The organism is Pseudomonas sp. C9D1, assembly GCF_056491235.1.
Window position 1 is genome coordinate 1,568,835 of the sequence record NZ_JBSZIE010000001.1, and the last position, 16,469, is coordinate 1,585,303.

Sequence of the window (16,469 nt, forward strand, 5' to 3'; positions counted from 1 at the left end):
CGGAAGTTGGCAGTTGGGCCACTCACCGGCTGGGGTCGTCAGGGCGAAGAATGCGCACCAACCCACCCACAACAAGGAGCTCCACCATGTCCCAGCCGAAGCGTGCGCTGATCGTCATCGATGTGCAGAACGAATACGTCAGCGGCGATCTGCTGATCGAATACCCGCCCGTGGACCAGTCCCTGGCCAATATCGGCCGGGCGATGGACGCCGCCACCGCCGCCGGCATCCCCGTGGTGCTGGTGCAGCACCTGGCGCCGGAGGATTCGCCGATCTTCGCCCGGGGCAGCCGTGGCGCCGAACTGCACCCGCTGGTGGCCGACCGCGCCCATGACCATCGGGTGCAGAAGGACTTCCCCAGCGCCCTGACCGGCACCGACCTGGGCCCCTGGTTGCGCGAGCGCGGCATCGACACCCTGACCATCGTCGGCTACATGACCCAGCACTGCGACGAATCCACCGCCCGCCAGGCCTGCCATGAAGGCTGGAACGTCGAGCTGCTGCACGATGCCACCGGCTCGGTGCCCTTCGCCAACGCCTTCGGCTCGGCCAGCGCCGAGGAGATCCACCGAGTGTTCACCCTGGTCTCCCACACCGGTTTCGCCGCCGTGGCCAGCACCGAGCAATGGCTCGCCGCCCTGGCCGCCGGTGAGGCGTTGCAGGCGGACGATCTCTACCTCTCCAACCAGCGCGCGGTGAAGGCACGCGGCTGACGCAGCGGCAGGCCCGTCCCGGCGCTCTGGGACGGGGCTGCCGGCGTTGCAGAAATATTCCCTGAACCCTGCTGGCAGGGCCCGGTCGATGCAGTGTGCCCCTCACACGAAAAGGACCGAGCCATGGGCGAGCCCAATCCCCTCAACGTCGTCTTCAGCCTTGCCGCCGGGCTGTTCCTGGTGATCGTCCTGGCCGGCTTCGCCCGTGCCGGGGAGCTGCCGCCAGCCGATCCGCTCCACCCGGCCGAGCACGGCGCGCTCCAGGGCTAGGCTGCGTGCCCTGGGCAGCGCCGGAAACAGCCTGTGATAAATCCACGCCATGCCCCGGGGGGAAATTTGATCCAGGGCATTTTCGCTTTGGCGTGGCAGGACTACTCTGTACTTGGCAGCGGAATCGTTCCGTTCGCCGAGGGCGGCCAACCTGTCTCGGGCCGCCCGACCAACCTTTTGATCGACTGGAGGGGCCCATGAAAGCTTGGCTGAGCCATATTGCCTGGCAGTTGTCCGTGACCCTAGGGCTGACCGAGCGTCCGCGCCTGCAACCCATCCCCGTTCGCAGCGACGAGCAACGTCGCCTGGCCGAGCAGCGTCGGCGCCGCTAGGGCGCCGGTTCCGCAGCGCCTTGCGCGGTCAGTCGTGCGCCTTGAACCAGGCACCGATCAGTTCGCGCAGACGCTCCCCGGAAAAACTCGGGAAATGCCCGCCATGCACGGTGCGAACCGGAAGGTCGCGCAGCCGTGCGAGGCTCTTCGCGTAGTCATCCAGACTCGAGTGGTAGGCGTCCTCGATCAGCGGCCCGTCATAGACGATATCGCCGCTGAACAGGGTGCCGGTCCGCTCTTCCCACAGGCTGATGCCGCCGGGTGAATGCCCGGGGGTGTGCAGCACTTCGAGTGTCCTGTCCCCCAGGTCCAGCACATCGCCTTCCTCGATCAGCCGCGTGGCCGGCGCCGCCTTGACGCGGTACTCGGCGTAGCACAGCGGGCAGTCCGGGTGCGCCTCGAACATCTCGTCGCCGACGAAGGCGCGGGCCAGGGTGTTGTCGCCGTCCGGTGCGGCGAGGATGTCCGCCTCGGCGGGGTGCACCAGGCGTTCGTCGAACTCGTGGTGCCCGGCGATATGGTCGAAGTGGGTATGGCTGGCCACCGCCAGCAGCGGCCGCTCGGTGAGCCAGGGCAGCTGCTCGCGCAGGCTGACCAGGCCTGAGCCCGAATCCACCAGCACGTCGCGGTCGCGGCCCTGCACGTGCCACAGGTTGCAGCGGTAGAAGGGCCTCACATAGGGCTCGCTGATCAGGCTGACGCCGTCGTAGAGATGCTCGACCTCGAACCAGCGGTCTCGGCTGACGATCTTCATCGGGGGCTCCCTTGTTGTGGTTGTGGGGGCAGCATACCTGTCCGGTGCGGGCCATGGCGGTGGCGATTCCAGCATGGGCCTGTGCCGCACCCTGCTCCGCCTGGTGGAGGTAAAGAGCGACCTCCACTCTACGACTGTGGGAGCGAATTCATTCGCGAAACGCCCCCGCACGTAGCCCGGGCTTCAGCCCGGGAGCCCGGTTTCACGGCGCAAAGGGCGCGGCCTCGGCCACCTCGATGATCAACGGTCGGTCGCTTGGTGCATTGCGCAGCAGTTCCTGCAGGTGCGCGTGGTCGCGGGCCTTCTCGGCCTGGCAGCCGAAGCCGCGGGCGATGGCGATGAAGTCTGGGGTGTAGATGTCCACGCCCAGCGGGGTGATGTCGCGGCGTTCCATGTAGCGCTTGATCTCGCCGTAGCCCTGGTTGTTCCACAGCAGCACGATGACGCCGACCCGCGCTTCCACGGCGCTGGCCAGTTCCGGCAGGGTGAACTGGATGCCGCCGTCGCCCATCAGGCTGATCACCGGGCGGTCCGGTTCGGCCAGCTTGGCGCCGATGGCCGCCGGCAGGCCGTAGCCCAGGGTGCCGTAGCCGGTGGAGGCGTTGAACCAGCGGCGCGGGCCCTCCAGCTCCACCAGGTGGTTGCCGCTGTACACGGTCTGGGTCGAGTCGCCGACGAAGCGGGCGTCCGGCAGGGTCTCGAGGATGCAGTCGAACAGCTGGCGGTAATGGGCCCAGCCGGAAAAGTCCTCGGCCAGTTGCGCGCGCACCCCGGCGGCGCGCTGGGCGCCCGGGCTGCTGGTGCTGGCTTCGCGCGCCGGCAGCTCGGCCAGCAGCACGCGCATGGCCAGGCGTGCATCGCTGTGGATGGCCAGGGCCGGGGTGTGGTTGCGCACCAGTTGCTGCGGGTCGATGTCGATGCGGATCAGCTCGCCGCCGATGCGGAAGTTGCCGTCGAACACCACGTCATAGTCGGTTTCGCCCAGCTCGGTGCCGATGGCCAGCACCACGTCGGCCTCCAGGGCCAGTTGGCGCACCGGAACCAGCGACTGGTTGCTGCCCACCAGCAGCGGGTGGTCGGGTTGCAGCAGGCCCTTGGCGTTGATGGTCAGCGCGGTGGGGGCGTCCAGCGCGGTGGCCAGGGCGCGGGCCTCCGCCTGGGCCTCGACGCAGCCGCCGCCGAGCAGCAGCAGCGGGCGCTTGGCGTTGCGCAGGCGGCTGGCGGCCTCGCGCAACTGGGCCATGGCCGGGGCCGGGCGCGAGAGGGCAGGGCGGGGCTGCACCTGCAGGTGCTCGGCGGGCGCGGTGATGATGTCCAGCGGCAGCTCGATGTGCACCGGGCGTGGGCGCTGGCTGTCGAACACGGCGAAGGCGCGGGCCAGCACGGCCGGCAGCTCCTCGACGTTCATCAGGGTGTGGCTGAAGGCGGCGACGCCGGCCACCAGGGCGCGCTGGTTGGGCAGCTCGTGCAGGTAGCCGTTGCCCAGCCCCAGGCGCGAACGCTCGTTGACGCTGGAGATCACCAGCATGGGGATGGAATCGGCGTAGGCCTGGCCCATGGCGGTGGTGATGTTGGTCATGCCCGGGCCGGTGATGATGAAGCACACGCCCGGCTTGCCGGAGACGCGCGCGTAGCCGTCGGCCATGAAGCCGGCGCCCTGTTCGTGGCGCGGGGTGATGTGGCGGATGCCGCTGCCGGGCAGGCCGCGATACAGCTCGACGGTGTGCACGCCGGGGATGCCGAACACGGTGTCGACGCCCCAGGCTTGCAGTTGCTTGACGAGGAATTCACCGCAGGTGGTCATGGCAGGTTCCTTGCTCTTCCGGTCTTGAATAAAACGAATCCCGGCCTGCGGGCGCAGGCCGGAATTCAAGGGTGGCCGCCGGGATGGTGCGGCCGTTCACGCAAACTCAGGCCAGGCTGGTGCTGGCCGCCGGGCGACGGGACAGCAGGCTGACCAGCACGAAGCTGACCAGGCCCACCGCCAGGCTGTAGTAGATCGGGGTGTTGGCGTCGAGGCCATCGATGACCATGAAGGCGAGGACGGTGGCGAAGCCGAGGACCATGCTGGTGATGGCGCCGACGGTGGTGGCGCGCTTCCAGTAGATGGCGCCGATCAGCGGGATGAGCATGCCGCCCACCAGCATGTTGTAGGCCACGGTCAGGGCGCTGATGACGTCGCTGACCACCAGGGCGATGCCGAGCATCACCAGGCCCAGCAGCAGGGTGGCGACGCGGTTCTCATGCACGTCGCCGTTGCCGCTCTCACGGCCTTTGCGCAGCAGCGGCAGCAGGTCCTGGGTGATGGTGGTGGAAGCGGCCAGCAGGCCGGCGCTGGCGGTGGACATCAGCGCGGCCAGGGCCGCAGCGATGACCAGGCCGCGGATGCCGTTGGGCAGGCTGTGCTCGACGACGCTGGCGAAGGCGTTGTTGACGTTGTCCAGGTCCGGCAGCAGCACCTTGGCGGCCATGCCGATCAGGGCGCCGGCCAGGCCGTAGAGGATGCAGTAGAGGCCGGCGGCGGTGCCGGCCACCTTGGCCACGCCCTCGCTGCGGGCGGTGAACACGCGCTGCCAGATGTCCTGGCCGATGAAGATGCCGAAGAAGTAGATGAGGAAGTAGGTGACGATGGTGTCCCAGCCGATGGCGGTGAAGTCCAGGTAGCTGGCGGGCAGCTTGTCCATCATGGCGCTCCAGCCGCCGGCGTCGCTGATGGACATGGGCATCAGCAGGAACACCAGGCCGATGGTCATGATCAGGAACTGCACGATGTCGGTCAGGGTCAGCGACCACATGCCGCCGATGGTGGAGTAGAGCACCACCACGCCTCCGCCGATGAGGATGGCGACCCAGAAGTGCAGGCCGAACAGCACCTGCATGACGGTGCCGATGGCGATGGTCGAGGTGGCGCCGATCATCAGCGCGTAGACCAGCATGATCAGGGCGCTGGCGTGACGCGCGGCGGGGTTGTAGCGGCGCTCCAGCACCTGGGTGACGGTGTAGATCTTCAGCTTCAGCAGCGGCTTGGCGAGGAACAGGCTGAGGCCGACGATGCCCAGGCCGATGGCGCCGCAGAGCCAGAAACCGGAGATGCCGTGGACGTAGCCCAGGCGCACGGTGCCGATGGTGGAGGCGCCGCCGAGCACGGTGGCGGCCATGGTGCCGAGGTAGAAGCCCGGCCCCAGGTTGCGCCCGGCCACCAGGTAGTCGTCACGGGTCCTGGCGCGGCGCATGCCGTACCAGCCCAGGGTGAGCATCGCGGCTACGTATAGCAGTACGACGAAGATATCCAAGGCCATTGTTCAGCTCTCTCTTTCTCATTGTTGTAGTTCAGGCGGGTCAGGCCTGGCGTAGCACGTAGCGTGTGCAGCACCGGGGCGGTTGCCCCGGGTTGGGCGAGTCACCGGCGGCCGGGCTCCGGCCACCGCTGCACGGGATGCGGATCAGGCGATTTCAGCATTGCCCAGGCCGCTGGGGGCGCGCTTTGCGCGTACCCAGCGCGGGCCCTTTGGGCCGTACACCTCGGCGGGCTCGGGGAACAGGTTGAGCAGCGCCAGGTAGAGTAGGGCGGCCATGCCCAGGGTCACCGGCAGGCTGATGTCGATGCCGCCGGCCAGCTCGCCCAGGGGGCCGACGAACTGCCCCGGCAGGTTGACGAAGCACAGGCCCACCAGCGCGCTGGGAACCCAGGCGCCCATGCCGCGCCAGTTCCAGCCGTTGTGGAACCAGTAGCGGCCGCCGGTCTCGCCACGGGTGAACACCTGCAGGTCGTCCGGGCAGTAGAAACCACGGCGGATCACCAGGCCGAGGATCATGATCACCATCCAGGGGCTGGTGCAGGTGATGATCAGCACGGCGAAGGTGGACACGCTCTGCACCAGGTTGAAGGCGAAGCGGCCGATGAAGATGAAGGCGATGGACATCAGCCCGATCATCACCGTGGCCTGCACGCGGTTGAGCAGGCGCGGGAACACCGAGGACATGTCCAGGCCGGTGCCGTAGAGCGAAGTGGTGCCGGTGGACATGCCGCCGATCACCGCGATCAGGCACACCGGCAGGAAGAACCAGGTCGGCGAGACGGCCAGCAGGCCACCGACGTAGTTGTTCTGCGCGATGTAGTCCGGTGCCTGGACGGCGACGATGGTGGCGGTCACCAGGCCGAAGAAGAAGGGGATCAGGGTTGCCAGCTGCGCACCGATCACCGCCAGCATGATGCGGCCCTTGCTCGCCTCGCGGGGGATGTAGCGCGCCCAGTCACCGAGGAAGGCGCCGAAGGACACCGGGTTGCTCATGGCCAGCAGGGCGGCGCCGATGAAGGCGGCCCAGAAGCCCTCGCTGCCCACCTGCACCGAGCCGGCGTAGCTGGCGTCGAAGGGGCCGGCGAAGGCGAAGATGCCCAGCAGGAACAGCGCGCTGGCGCTCCACACCGCCACCTTGTTGACCCACAACAGGAAGCGGAAGCCGTAGATGCACACCGTCAGCACCAGCACCGCGAACAGGCCGTAGGCCAGGCCCAGGGTCAGGTCGGTTTCCGGCAGGCCCATCAGGCGCTTGGCACCGCCGATCAGCGCGTCGCCCGAGCTCCACACCGAGAGGGAGAAGAAGGCGATGGCGGTGAGCAGGGAGAGGAAGGAGCCGACGATCCGCCCGTGCACGCCGAAGTGGGCGCCCGAGGAGACCGCGTTATTGGTGCCGTTGAGCGGGCCGAACAGGCCCATCGGCGCGAGGATCAGCGAGCCGACCACCACGCCCAGGAGGATGGCCCACACGCCCGCCTCGAAGGACAGGCCGAACAGCACCGGGAAGCTGCCCAGCACGGCGGTGGCGAAGGTGTTGGCGCCGCCGAAGATCATGCGGAACAGGTCGACTGGCTTGGCGTTGCGTTCGTGATCGGGGATCTGCTCGACACCGAAGGTTTCGATTCGGGTCAGGCTTTGCTCGTTATTGTTGTTATGCATCGTTGTTCTCCCGGGGGAGCCTCATCAGGTTTGGGGCAGGTGCTCCGGCATTGCCGACAAGTGCTCGTGACAGGCCAGCCAACGGCCCTGTTCTTGTTGTTGGCGGAAGACGATGGTCTCCCGTTCCAGGCTCGTGATCGCCTCACCGCCCACACGCAGGCGGGTGATCACTTCGTGCATGAAGATCGCCACCTCGCCCTGCACGCTCAGCAGCGGATTGCGCGATTCGCAGCCCAGCACGCGGAAACCCTCGCGTTGCCAGGTGTCCCAGAGTTCGCGGTAGGCCGCGCGGCCCTGCAGCACACCGGGGGTGGTGTGGAACAGGAAGCTGGCGTCCTCGCTGAAGGCGGCGAAATAGGCCTCGGTGTCGTTGCGGGCGAAGGCGGCCACCAGTTCCCTGGCGGCCTCCATGACCTGGGCGTGGCGGTCCATGCTCAGCGGTGCTCCACGCCGGGGAGGATGCAGAGCATCTCGTACAGCAGGTTGGCGCCCAGCAGCGAGGTGTTGCCGGTGGTGTCGTAGGGCGGGGAGACCTCGACCAGGTCGCAGCCGATGATGTCCAGGCCCTGGCAGCCACGGATGATCTCGATCGCCTGGATGGTGGTCAGGCCGCCGATTTCCGGGGTGCCGGTGCCGGGCGCCCAGGCCGGGTCGATGCCGTCGATGTCGAACGACAGGTACACCGGGCCGCCACCGACCTTCTCGCGCACTTCGGCCATCAGCGGGGCCAGCGACTTGTGCCAGCACTCCTCGGCCTGGACCACGCGGAAGCCCTGCTTGCGGCTCCAGTTGAAGTCCTCGGCGGTGTAGCCCTGGGCGCGCAGGCCGATCTGCACCACGCGGTCGCAATCGAGCAGGTCCTCTTCCACCGCGCGGCGGAAGGTGGTGCCGTGGGCGATCTTCTCGCCGAACATGTGGTCGTTGACGTCGGCGTGGGCATCGATGTGCACCAGGCCCACCTTGCCGTGCTTCTTCTTGATGGCACGGAGGATGGGCAGGGTGATGGTGTGGTCGCCGCCCAGGGTCAGCGGCAGGATGCCGTGGCCGAGGATGCGGTCGTACTCCTCCTCGATGATGCGCACGGCGTCGAGCAGGTTGAAGGTGTTGATGGCGACGTCGCCGATGTCGGCCACGTTCAGCGAATCGAAGGGCGCGGCGCCGGTGGCCATGTTGTAGGGGCGGATCATCACCGACTCGGCGCGGATCTCGCGGGGGCCGAAGCGGGTGCCGGAACGCAGGGAGGTGCCGATGTCCAGGGGCACGCCGACGAAGGCGGCGTCCAGGGCGTCGAGCTCGGCAGGGGTCTGGATATGGGGCAGGCGAAGCATGGTGGCGATGCCGCCGAAACGGGGCATTTCATTGCCGCCCAGGGGCTGGTGGAGTTTCTTGTCCACGGGGTGGCCTCACGTTTGTTGTGGTTGTCGTGGGCCGATTCTGGTGACCTGGCGACGCGGGAAGAATCCCCACGGGCAAATAATCACTTCAGGTATTTCTAAACTATCCGCAGCGGGTAGACTGCGCCGATCTGTCGCAGGCGCGTCGTGATCGTGGGAGCGGATTCATCCGCGAAACGCCGCAACGCGGCGCCTGGGCGGGCCTGCGGCCCGCATCGCGAATGAATTCGCTCCCACCGAGCCCCATAGCCGATAGTTTTGCCGGAGCCCCATGTCCAACACCCTCCCCGATATCAAGCTCCTGCGCATCTTCGCCACGGTGGTGCGCAACCAGGGCTTCGCCGCTGCCCAGCAGGAGCTGAACCTCTCCACCTCGGCCATCAGCACCTACATGAGCCAGCTGGAAGCGCACCTGGGGCTGACCCTCTGCCACCGCGGCCGGGGCGGCTTCAGCCTCACCAGCAAGGGCGAGCTGTTCTACCAGGAGACCCTGCGCCTGCTCGGCGAGCTGGAGGGCTTCGAGCGCTATTCCGCCTCCCTCAAGGGCGAGCTGCGCGGCACCCTCAACCTCGGCGTGCTCGATTCCACCGTCAGCGACCCGGCCCTGCCCCTGGCCGAGGTCATCGGCGCCTACAGCCGGGAACACGCCGGCGTGCACCTGCACCTTTCGGTGATGAGCCCCTACGACCTGCAGCTGGGCGTGCTCGACAACCGCCTGGACCTGGCCATCGGCGCCTTCTCCACGCGCATGAACGGCCTGGTCTACCAACCGCTGTACCGCGAACAGCACTGGCTCTACTGCAGCGACCGCCACCCGCTGTTCACCGAGCGGCGCATCCCCGCCGAGGTGATCACCCAGCAGCGCATGGTCGGGCGCGGCTACTGGAGCCAGGCGGAGCTGGCGCGCCACGGCTTCAAGCACAGCGCGGCGACGGTGGAGTCCATGGAGGCGCAGCTGATCCTGGTCCTCTCCGGCGCCTACATCGGCTACCTGCCCGAGCACTACGCCCAGCCCTGGGTCGACCAGCAGCGCCTGCGGGGCCTGCTGCCGGCCACCTTCGGCTACCAGGCGCCGTTCTCCATGATCCTGCGTCGGGGCCGTGCCCGCGAGCCGCTGATCGTCACCTTCCGCGACCTGCTGCGAGCCCAGTTGAACCTGCACTGAGCTGCCGCTTCGCTGGCGTTTCCCTGACGCATGGGAGGTGTTCCAGCCCTTGATGCCAAAATAATGGCTGGCGCCTCTGGCGGCCTCGCAACCCTGTGCTAGACCTAATTTCTGTGGGTCAGGAAGTACACACGTACCAATCACCAGGGATTTGCGTATGCGCCAGAATCTACCCGTCACCCAGCGTGAAAGAACCTTCCCGGCCAACGAACGCCTGATCTCCACCACCGATCTCAGTAGCAAGATCACCTACTGCAACGACGCCTTCGTCGAGATCAGCGGCTTCTCCCGCGAGGAGCTGGTCGGCCAGCCGCACAACCTGGTGCGTCACCCCGACATGCCGCCCGCCGTCTTCGGCCACATGTGGGACACCCTCAAGCAGGGCAAGCCCTGGATGGGCCTGGTGAAGAACCGCTCCAAGAACGGCGACTTCTACTGGGTCAGCGCCTATGTCACCCCGGTGTACGAGAACGGCCAGATGGTCGGCTACGAGTCCGTGCGCTCGCTGCCCACCCGCGAGCAGGTGCAGCGCGCCGACGCCCTCTACGCGCGCCTGCGGGCTGGCAAGGCGCCGGTGCCCTGGATCGAGTACTGGACCTACGATCTGGTCCGTTCCTGGCCGGTGATCCTCGCCACCCTGGTGATCCTCGGCGGTCACCTGCTCATTGGCGGTCCGGCGCTCGTGGGCCTGATGCTGGTGACCATGTTCGCCCTCGGCTCCTACCAGCTCTACAGCAAGCGGCAGACCATCCGCCGCACCCTGGCCGAGCATCCCAAGGCCTTCACCAGCGGCCTGGTATCGCTGACCTATTCCAGCAACAAGGGTGCGCAGGCGCTGCTCGACATGGCCATGATCAGCGAGGAGGCGCGCCTGCAGACGGCCCTCACGCGGCTGGAGGATGCCGGCATCAACGTCAAGCTACGGGCCTCGGACTCCTCCCGGCTGTCACGCTCCAGCGCCGAGTTGCTGGAGCAGCAGCGCTCCGAGACCGACCAGTCCGCCACCGCCATCAACCAGATGGCGGCGACCATCCAGGAGGTCTCGCACAACGTGCAGAACACCGCCCATGCCGCCGAGGAGGCCGACCGCCTGGCGCAGCAGGGGCGCGGCCTGGCCGGGGATAGCCTGAGCGCCATGCAGCACATGGCCAGTGCGGTGAGCGAGATCGGCCAGGCGGTGAACGAGCTGGCCAACTCCACCCAGTCCATCGGCAGCGTGGCCGACGTCATCACCTCCATCGCCGAGCAGACCAACCTGCTGGCGCTCAACGCCGCCATCGAAGCGGCCCGGGCAGGCGAGCAGGGCCGGGGCTTCGCGGTGGTGGCCGACGAGGTGCGCTCGCTGGCCTCGCGCACCCGCCAGTCCACCGAGCAGATCCACCAGATCATCGCCTCGCTGCGCTCCGGTGCCGACCGCGCGGTGGCTACCGCCAACCGGGGCGAGGAAATCTCCCGTGACAGCGTCGGCAGCGTCGAGGCCGTCGGCAAGGCGCTCGATGGCATCAGCCAGGCGGTGACGCGCATCACCGGCATGAGCCAGCAGATGGCCGCCGCGTCCGAACAACAGAGCCACGTGGCCGACGACATCAGCCGGCAGATCACCCGCATCGCCCAGCTCTCCGACCACAGCGCCGGCCAGGCCCAGGAAGGCGCGCAGATCAGCCAGGACCTCGAGCACATGGCCGAGTACCTGCACAGCCTGGCGGAACGCTTCAACCGCTAACGACCGAGCATGGGCGGGCGGAGCCACGCAGGAGGGCGCGGTTCCCGGGGCAGGGATGCCCCACTTTCCCGAACCCCGCCCCCGTGTCCGTAGGATGGGTCGGGCGGCGTTCCGCGAGCTCTGCGAAACCCATCAACGCGGCGTTTCAGGCACCACAACGTGCCGCGCTCGACTCCGCCCGGTGGAGGTAAAAAGCGACCTCCACCCTATGCAGCGGTCATGCCCTTCGCGATCTTGTGGGAGCGAATTCATTCGCGAAAAGGGCCCACGCCGTGCTCGGCATCCATGGCAAAATCCCCGCCCATGTCCCGCCCCCAATGCCCCCGCTGCCAACGCCCCGCCAGCCATTGCCTGTGCCCGCTGATCCCCAGCCTGCCCAGCCGTACCCGCGTGCTCGTCCTGCAGCACCCGAGCGAGGTGGGGCATGCGCTGAACACCGCACGGCTGGCGGCGCTGGGTCTGGAGAACGCCGAGCTGCGGGTGGGCGAGCATTTCCCTGAGCTGGCGGCCGAACTGGCCGACCCGCGCCATGACGCGCGGCTGCTGTTCCCGGGGGACGAGGCCGTGTCGCTGGCGGAAGTGGACGGCACCGCCGGGCGCCCCGTGCTGCTGGTGGTGCCCGACGGCACCTGGCGCAAGGCGCGCAAGCTGTTGCACCTCAATCCCGCCCTGGCGGCCTTGCCCCGGGTCACGCTGCCGGCCGGCGGCGTCTCCCGCTACCGCCTGCGCAAGGCTCCGGCGCCGGGGGCGCTGTCCACCGTCGAGGCCATCGCCCAGGCGCTGGACCTGCTGGAAGCACCGGCCCGTTTCGATGCCCTGCTCAAGCCCTTCGAAGCGTTGATCGAAGGCCAGATCGCCGCCATGGGCGAGGAGACCTTCCAGCGCAACCACGGCCAGCCTCAGGCCGGTTCCCCCTCGCGAGAGAAGCCGTAGGCGCGCTCCACCCGGGCGATGCGCACCTCGAAGGCGCTGTACCAATCCGCCCGGCCCCGTGCCCGCGCCAGGCTGTGTTCGCCCTGGCGCTTCCAGGCGAGGATCGCCGCCTCGCTCTCCCAGTAGGAAACGGTGATGCCCAGCCCGTCCGTGCCCCGTGCCGACTCCACGCCGAGGAAGCCCGGCTGCTCGCGCGCCAGGTCCACCATGCGCTCGGCGGTGTCGCCGTAGCCGTCGTCCGTGGCGGTGCGCAGCGAGGTGAAGATCACCGCGTAGTAGGGCGCCGCCGGCGTCTGGGCGAACGCCTGCCCGTCGCCGCCGCTCATTGGGCGCAGGCCGCGACGAAGGCCGCCACCAGCGCGGGCAGGCGACCGGCGAGGGCGGCACGTTCCGGCTGGAACAGCGTGGCGACGAAGAAGGGATGGCCCTCCAGCTCCACGGCACGCACCTCGCCGCTGGCATCCCGCGCGCTGGCTTTCAGCGGCCCGCCCAGCAGCGCCGTGGCGAACTGCGGGTTGAGCCCGTAGCGGCAGTGGTAGCCCTCGAAGGCCAGCTCCGCACCGTGGGCCCGGGCGATGCGCGAGCCGGGTTCCAGGCGCACCGAATCGATGGCCTCCACCAGCGAGCACGACAGCGGCGCAATCACCTGGCGGGCGGCCTCGGGCGCGCTCTCGCCGTGCTCGGCATCGGCCCAGCCCAGCACATTGCGCGCGTACTCCAGCAACGCATGCTGGAAGCCGCCGCAGGTGCCGAGGAAGGGCACGCCCTCGAGCCGGGCATGGCCGATGGCACGCAGCGCTGCTTCGGTGTCGCGGTAGGGGCTGCCCGGCACGCACCAGAGGCCGTCGAAACCGGCGAGGGTGGCCGTATCGAGGGCATCGGTGGCCAGCCAGGTGGGCGCCAGGCCGATGTCCAGCGCCGAAGCGGCCAGGGACAGCGCCTCGGGAATGGCCTGGTGGGCGGTGATTTCGGGGTTGCGGTCGCCGATCAGGGCGATGCGCAGGCGGGTGGCGCGGGGGAGGGTGGAAGCCATGTCCGTTCCTTGTCTGCGGCGCGATATGCGCGGTGGCAGACGGACTATATAGTTGCGTCCTGGCACTCAATATTGGCGAAAACACAATTGATCATTGCAGCTGCGCACTATCGCCTGGAGCACGGCGACCTGGCCCTGGTGCTCGCCCTGGTCCGGGGCGGCAGCCTGGCGCGGGCCGCCGAACTGCTCAAGGTGGATGTCTCCACGGTGTTCCGCGCGGTGCGCAAGCTGGAGAAGGCCCTGGGCGAGGAACTGTTCGAGAAGAGCCGCGCCGGCTACCTGCCCGGCAGCACTGCGCTGCTCCTGGCCCAGCAGGCGGAACAGGCCGAACAGGCCCTGGAGGCGGCACGGGTGGCCCTGGAGCAGGGCCGCGAGGTGCTCAACGGCACGGTGCGCCTGACCTGCACCGACTCGGTGTTGCACGGCCTGTTGCTGCCGGCCCTGGCGCGCTTCATGCCCAACTACCCGGCGCTGCACCTGGAGCTGGCCACCTCCAACGACTTCGCCAACCTCAGCCGCCGCGACGCCGACATCGCCCTGCGCCTGACCAACGCGCCGCCGCAGCATCTGGTCGGCCGCTGTCTGGGCCAGGTCGCCTACGGCCTGTGCGCCAGCCCGGCCTATCTGCAGGGGCGCGACACCAGCGACCTGGCCGCCATGGCCTGGATCGCCCCGGACGAATTCCTGCCCAACCACCCCAGCGTGGTCTGGCGCCGCCAGCGCTACCCGGCGCTGGTGACGGCCTACCGCTGCAACAGCATGCTCTCGGTCGCCGAAATGGCCCGTGCCGGGCTTGGCGTGGCGGCCCTGCCGCGCTTCCTCATCGGCGACGGGCTGCAGGCGCTGGAGGGCGAACTGCCGGATTGCGACACCGCCCTGTGGCTGTTGACCCGTCCGGATTGCCGCGCCCTGCGCTCGGTGGTGACGCTGTTCGACGAGCTGGGTGGCGCCATCCGCCTGGGTCCCTGAAGGCCGGGGTCAGATACCCCAGCGCGCCGCCTTCAGGCTGTCCCCCAGCTGGTGCGGTTGCAGCCGTGCGGGGCGACGCTGGAGGATTTCTAGCAACTGCTGCAGGCCGTCCCCCAGGCGCTGGCGCAGGTCGTCGGCCAGGGTGCCGCCCTGGTCGTCGTAGCTCACCTGGGCGTCGATGGCGAAGATGCCGTGCAGCACCTGCTGCGCCTTGAGGGCCGAGAGCACCGGCTTCAGCGCATAGTCCACCGCGAGCATATGGGCCAGGCTGCCGCCGCTGGCGATGGGCAGCACCGGCTTGTCGCACAGGGCGCGCTCCGGCAGCAGGTCGAGCAGGGTCTTCAGGGCGCCGGAGAAGGACGCCTTGTACACCGGGGTGGCGATCACCAGGGCGTCTGCCGCAGCCACCGCCTCGATCAGCACCTGCACGTCCGGGCTGTCGAAGCGCGCGTGGAGCAGGTCCTCGGCCTTGAAGTCGTGGATGCCGAAATGGCGCACGCTGGCGCCGTGCTCCATCAGCCAGCGCTGGCCGTGGGCGAGGATCACGCCGGAGCGTGAGCGCAGGCCGGGGCTGCCGGCGAGGGTGACGATCCGCATGCTGCGCTCCTCAGGCCGCCTGGCCGGCGGTGGGGGTGTCGTGGCCGGTCAGCTCGGTGAGCAGTTCCTCCTTGAGCGTCTGCAGCAGCGGCGAGGCACGGTCGCGCGGGTGCGGCAGGTCGACCCGGATCTCGTGCTTGATGCGCCCCGGGTGGGAGTCGAGCACGATCACCCGGTCGCCCAGGTAAAGCGCTTCCTCCACATCGTGGGTGACCATGATCATGGTGCTGCGCTGCTGGATCCAGATGCGCTGCAGTTCCCGCTGCAAGTGCACGCGGGTCAGCGCGTCGAGGGCGCCCAGGGGCTCGTCCAGCAGCAGGATCTTCGGCTTGTTCACCAGCGCCCGGGCGATGGCCGCGCGTTGTGCCATGCCGCCGGAAAGCTGGTGCGGCCAGGCGTTCTCGAAGCCCTGCAGGTTGACCAGGGCGATGTGCTCGGCCACCAGACGCTCCTTCTCGGCGGCGCTGAGGCGGTGGTTCTTCAGGGCCAGGGCGATGTTCTCGCGCACGGTCATCCAGGGGAACAGGCGGTGGTCCTGGAACACGATGCCGCGCTCCAGGCTGGTGGCGGCGATGCGCTGGCCGTCGAGGAGAATCTCGCCCTGGTAGTCGTTCTCCAGGCCGACGATCAGCCGCAGCAGGGTGGATTTGCCGCAGCCGCTGGCGCCGACGATGCTGACGAACTCGCCGGGGGCGACCTTCAGGTCGATGCCTTCGAGCACCGGCAGGTCGCGGCCCTCGATGCGGTACTGCTTGCTCAGGCCGCGGATCTCCAGGGCGCCGGGCAGGGTCTGTTGCTGCCCCGTGGGGGCGTGCTGTGCGAGTGCTGTCATGGTCATCAACCTGCGTTCAACGGGTGTTGCGCCAGCGCAGCAGATAGCGCGCCAGGCGGGAAAAGGTGAGGTTCATCAGGTAGCCGAGCAGGCCGATGCAGAGCACCGCGAGGACGATCACTTCCATGCGCGAGCCAGCCTCGGCGCTCATCATCAGGTTGCCCAGGCCGGCCCCGGAGGAGAGGAACAGCTCGCTGCCCACCGCCGTCACCCAGGCGAAGGCCAGGGCGTGCAGCAGGCCGGTGGCGATGCTCGGCAGGGCGGCCGGCAGCAGCACATGGCGGAACTGCTGCAACGGGCCCAGCTCGAAGACCCGACCCAACTCGCGGTAGCGCTTCTCCACCTGGGTGAAGCCTTCATAGGTGTTGAGCACCATGGGGTAGAAGGCGGCCAGGGAAACGATCAGCACCTTGGAGAATTCGCCGTTGCCGAACCACATGGCGATCAGCGGGATCCAGCCCAGCATCGGCACCTGGCGGATGGAGTGGAACAGCGGGCCGATGACCCGGTCGGCCACCTTCGACAGCGCCATCAGCACGCCCAGGCCCAGGCCGAACAGCACGCCGAACAGCAGCCCGCCGCTGGTGCGTGCAAGGCTGGCGAAGAGGTTGACCAGCAGCTCGCCGTTGCCCAGCAGCTCCACCAGCGCCTGGCCGATGCGGCTCAGGGGGACGAAGGCGTAGGCGTTGGCGGCGTCCTGGCGCGACAGGGCTTCCCAGCCGGCCACCAGCAGCAGCGGCAGCACCAGGCCACGCAGGCGCGGCAGCAATGAAAGGATTCGGGACATGACGGGCTC

The 16,469-nt window shown here is 68.6% G+C and carries 18 protein-coding genes and 1 pseudogene; 8 read left to right on the forward strand and 11 right to left on the reverse strand.

Going from position 1 to position 16,469, the window contains the following annotated elements:
• Positions 1-86 precede the first annotated feature (86 nt).
• The 3 genes from ACXI0U_RS07260 (at position 87) to ACXI0U_RS07270 (ending at position 1,315) form a co-directional block, all read left to right on the forward strand.
• Positions 87-713 carry a cysteine hydrolase family protein gene (locus tag ACXI0U_RS07260; RefSeq protein ID WP_184488982.1) on the forward strand — a complete coding sequence of 209 codons (627 nt, stop codon included), beginning with the start codon at positions 87-89 and terminating at the stop codon, positions 711-713.
• 123 nt (positions 714-836) lie between these two features.
• The gene (locus ACXI0U_RS07265) at positions 837-983 is read left to right on the forward strand and encodes a hypothetical protein (RefSeq protein ID WP_021222824.1); all 147 of its coding nucleotides are present in this window, start codon (positions 837-839) and stop codon (positions 981-983) included.
• A gap of 197 nt (positions 984-1,180) precedes the next feature.
• Positions 1,181-1,315 carry a PA1414 family protein gene (locus ACXI0U_RS07270; RefSeq protein ID WP_021222823.1) on the forward strand — a complete coding sequence of 45 codons (135 nt, stop codon included), beginning with the start codon at positions 1,181-1,183 and terminating at the stop codon, positions 1,313-1,315.
• Positions 1,316-1,343: 28 nt separating this feature from the next.
• Here ACXI0U_RS07270 and ACXI0U_RS07275 read toward each other — a convergent pair whose 3' ends face one another.
• The 6 genes from ACXI0U_RS07275 to speB all read right to left on the reverse strand — a co-directional run bounded on the left by ACXI0U_RS07275 (position 1,344) and on the right by speB (position 8,421).
• Positions 1,344-2,069, reverse strand: coding sequence for an MBL fold metallo-hydrolase (locus ACXI0U_RS07275; protein ID WP_479549954.1), 726 nt, complete (start codon positions 2,067-2,069; stop codon positions 1,344-1,346).
• Between the two features lie 202 nt (positions 2,070-2,271).
• Entirely contained in the window at positions 2,272-3,873 is a 1,602-nt protein-coding gene (locus ACXI0U_RS07280) for a 5-guanidino-2-oxopentanoate decarboxylase (protein ID WP_479549955.1), read from the reverse strand.
• Between the two features lie 106 nt (positions 3,874-3,979).
• Positions 3,980-5,368, reverse strand: coding sequence for a sodium:solute symporter family protein (locus tag ACXI0U_RS07285; protein ID WP_043245842.1), 1,389 nt, complete (start codon positions 5,366-5,368; stop codon positions 3,980-3,982).
• 144 nt (positions 5,369-5,512) lie between these two features.
• Complete coding sequence (locus ACXI0U_RS07290) at positions 5,513-7,027, reverse strand: purine-cytosine permease family protein (RefSeq protein ID WP_374980441.1); 1,515 nt, start codon at positions 7,025-7,027, stop codon at positions 5,513-5,515.
• A 24-nt stretch (positions 7,028-7,051) separates the two neighbouring features.
• Complete coding sequence (locus tag ACXI0U_RS07295; RefSeq protein ID WP_479549956.1) at positions 7,052-7,459, reverse strand: YybH family protein; 408 nt, start codon at positions 7,457-7,459, stop codon at positions 7,052-7,054.
• A 2-nt stretch (positions 7,460-7,461) separates the two neighbouring features.
• Positions 7,462-8,421, reverse strand: a complete 960-nt coding sequence (speB, locus tag ACXI0U_RS07300) for an agmatinase (RefSeq protein WP_021222817.1) — start codon at positions 8,419-8,421, stop codon at positions 7,462-7,464.
• Between the two features lie 271 nt (positions 8,422-8,692).
• Here speB and ACXI0U_RS07305 point away from each other — a divergent pair, with 271 nt between their 5' ends.
• From ACXI0U_RS07305 to ACXI0U_RS07320, 4 genes and pseudogenes are all read left to right on the forward strand, one after another.
• Entirely contained in the window at positions 8,693-9,586 is an 894-nt protein-coding gene (locus ACXI0U_RS07305) for a LysR family transcriptional regulator (RefSeq protein WP_265168086.1), read from the forward strand.
• 157 nt (positions 9,587-9,743) lie between these two features.
• A pseudogene (locus ACXI0U_RS07310) lies at positions 9,744-10,028 on the forward strand (PAS domain-containing protein); the annotation flags it as partial.
• 249 nt (positions 10,029-10,277) lie between these two features.
• Complete coding sequence (locus ACXI0U_RS07315; protein ID WP_371877140.1) at positions 10,278-11,309, forward strand: methyl-accepting chemotaxis protein; 1,032 nt, start codon at positions 10,278-10,280, stop codon at positions 11,307-11,309.
• Between the two features lie 303 nt (positions 11,310-11,612).
• Positions 11,613-12,242, forward strand: coding sequence for a tRNA-uridine aminocarboxypropyltransferase (locus ACXI0U_RS07320; RefSeq protein WP_479549957.1), 630 nt, complete (start codon positions 11,613-11,615; stop codon positions 12,240-12,242).
• Here ACXI0U_RS07320 and ACXI0U_RS07325 read toward each other — a convergent pair.
• Positions 12,209-12,568 (reverse strand): antibiotic biosynthesis monooxygenase family protein, encoded by a 360-nt coding sequence (locus ACXI0U_RS07325; protein ID WP_479549958.1) that lies wholly within the window; start codon positions 12,566-12,568, stop codon positions 12,209-12,211. The genes ACXI0U_RS07320 and ACXI0U_RS07325 overlap by 34 nt on opposite strands.
• Complete coding sequence (locus tag ACXI0U_RS07330) at positions 12,565-13,275, reverse strand: CTP synthase C-terminal region-related (seleno)protein (RefSeq protein ID WP_479549959.1); 711 nt, start codon at positions 13,273-13,275, stop codon at positions 12,565-12,567. Before ACXI0U_RS07330 ends, ACXI0U_RS07325 begins: the two co-directional genes overlap by 4 nt.
• 87 nt (positions 13,276-13,362) lie before the next feature.
• On the opposite strand from ACXI0U_RS07330, the gene ACXI0U_RS07335 reads away from it, so the two are divergent.
• Positions 13,363-14,244, forward strand: coding sequence for a LysR substrate-binding domain-containing protein (locus ACXI0U_RS07335; RefSeq protein ID WP_479549960.1), 882 nt, complete (start codon positions 13,363-13,365; stop codon positions 14,242-14,244).
• Between the two features lie 9 nt (positions 14,245-14,253).
• Here ACXI0U_RS07335 and ssuE read toward each other — a convergent pair whose 3' ends face one another.
• From ssuE to ACXI0U_RS07350, 3 genes are read right to left on the reverse strand one after another with little or no spacing between them, the layout of a single operon-like run.
• On the reverse strand, positions 14,254-14,841 hold the full coding sequence (gene ssuE, locus ACXI0U_RS07340) for an NADPH-dependent FMN reductase (RefSeq protein WP_479549961.1): 588 nt from the start codon (positions 14,839-14,841) through the stop codon (positions 14,254-14,256).
• Positions 14,842-14,851: 10 nt separating this feature from the next.
• The gene (locus ACXI0U_RS07345) at positions 14,852-15,673 is read right to left on the reverse strand and encodes an ABC transporter ATP-binding protein (protein ID WP_031289083.1); all 822 of its coding nucleotides are present in this window, start codon (positions 15,671-15,673) and stop codon (positions 14,852-14,854) included.
• Between the two features lie 16 nt (positions 15,674-15,689).
• A complete protein-coding gene (locus ACXI0U_RS07350; RefSeq protein ID WP_316927527.1) occupies positions 15,690-16,460 on the reverse strand; it encodes an ABC transporter permease in 771 nt (256 codons plus the stop codon).
• Positions 16,461-16,469: the final 9 nt, after the last annotated feature.

Coding starts and splice junctions, on each gene's coding strand:
- ACXI0U_RS07260 (WP_184488982.1), top strand. CDS start 87: ATGTCCCAGCCGAAGCGTGCGCTGATCGTCATCGATGTGCAGAACGAA.
- ACXI0U_RS07350 (WP_316927527.1), bottom strand. CDS start 16,460: ATGTCCCGAATCCTTTCATTGCTGCCGCGCCTGCGTGGCCTGGTGCTG.
- ACXI0U_RS07305 (WP_265168086.1), top strand. CDS start 8,693: ATGTCCAACACCCTCCCCGATATCAAGCTCCTGCGCATCTTCGCCACG.
- ACXI0U_RS07330 (WP_479549959.1), bottom strand. CDS start 13,275: ATGGCTTCCACCCTCCCCCGCGCCACCCGCCTGCGCATCGCCCTGATC.
- ACXI0U_RS07285 (WP_043245842.1), bottom strand. CDS start 5,368: ATGGCCTTGGATATCTTCGTCGTACTGCTATACGTAGCCGCGATGCTC.
- ACXI0U_RS07315 (WP_371877140.1), top strand. CDS start 10,278: ATGCTGGTGACCATGTTCGCCCTCGGCTCCTACCAGCTCTACAGCAAG.
- ACXI0U_RS07295 (WP_479549956.1), bottom strand. CDS start 7,459: ATGGACCGCCACGCCCAGGTCATGGAGGCCGCCAGGGAACTGGTGGCC.
- ssuE (WP_479549961.1), bottom strand. CDS start 14,841: ATGCGGATCGTCACCCTCGCCGGCAGCCCCGGCCTGCGCTCACGCTCC.
- ACXI0U_RS07270 (WP_021222823.1), top strand. CDS start 1,181: ATGAAAGCTTGGCTGAGCCATATTGCCTGGCAGTTGTCCGTGACCCTA.
- ACXI0U_RS07320 (WP_479549957.1), top strand. CDS start 11,613: ATGTCCCGCCCCCAATGCCCCCGCTGCCAACGCCCCGCCAGCCATTGC.
- ACXI0U_RS07265 (WP_021222824.1), top strand. CDS start 837: ATGGGCGAGCCCAATCCCCTCAACGTCGTCTTCAGCCTTGCCGCCGGG.
- ACXI0U_RS07280 (WP_479549955.1), bottom strand. CDS start 3,873: ATGACCACCTGCGGTGAATTCCTCGTCAAGCAACTGCAAGCCTGGGGC.
- ACXI0U_RS07325 (WP_479549958.1), bottom strand. CDS start 12,568: ATGAGCGGCGGCGACGGGCAGGCGTTCGCCCAGACGCCGGCGGCGCCC.
- ACXI0U_RS07275 (WP_479549954.1), bottom strand. CDS start 2,069: ATGAAGATCGTCAGCCGAGACCGCTGGTTCGAGGTCGAGCATCTCTAC.
- ACXI0U_RS07290 (WP_374980441.1), bottom strand. CDS start 7,027: ATGCATAACAACAATAACGAGCAAAGCCTGACCCGAATCGAAACCTTC.
- ACXI0U_RS07345 (WP_031289083.1), bottom strand. CDS start 15,673: ATGACAGCACTCGCACAGCACGCCCCCACGGGGCAGCAACAGACCCTG.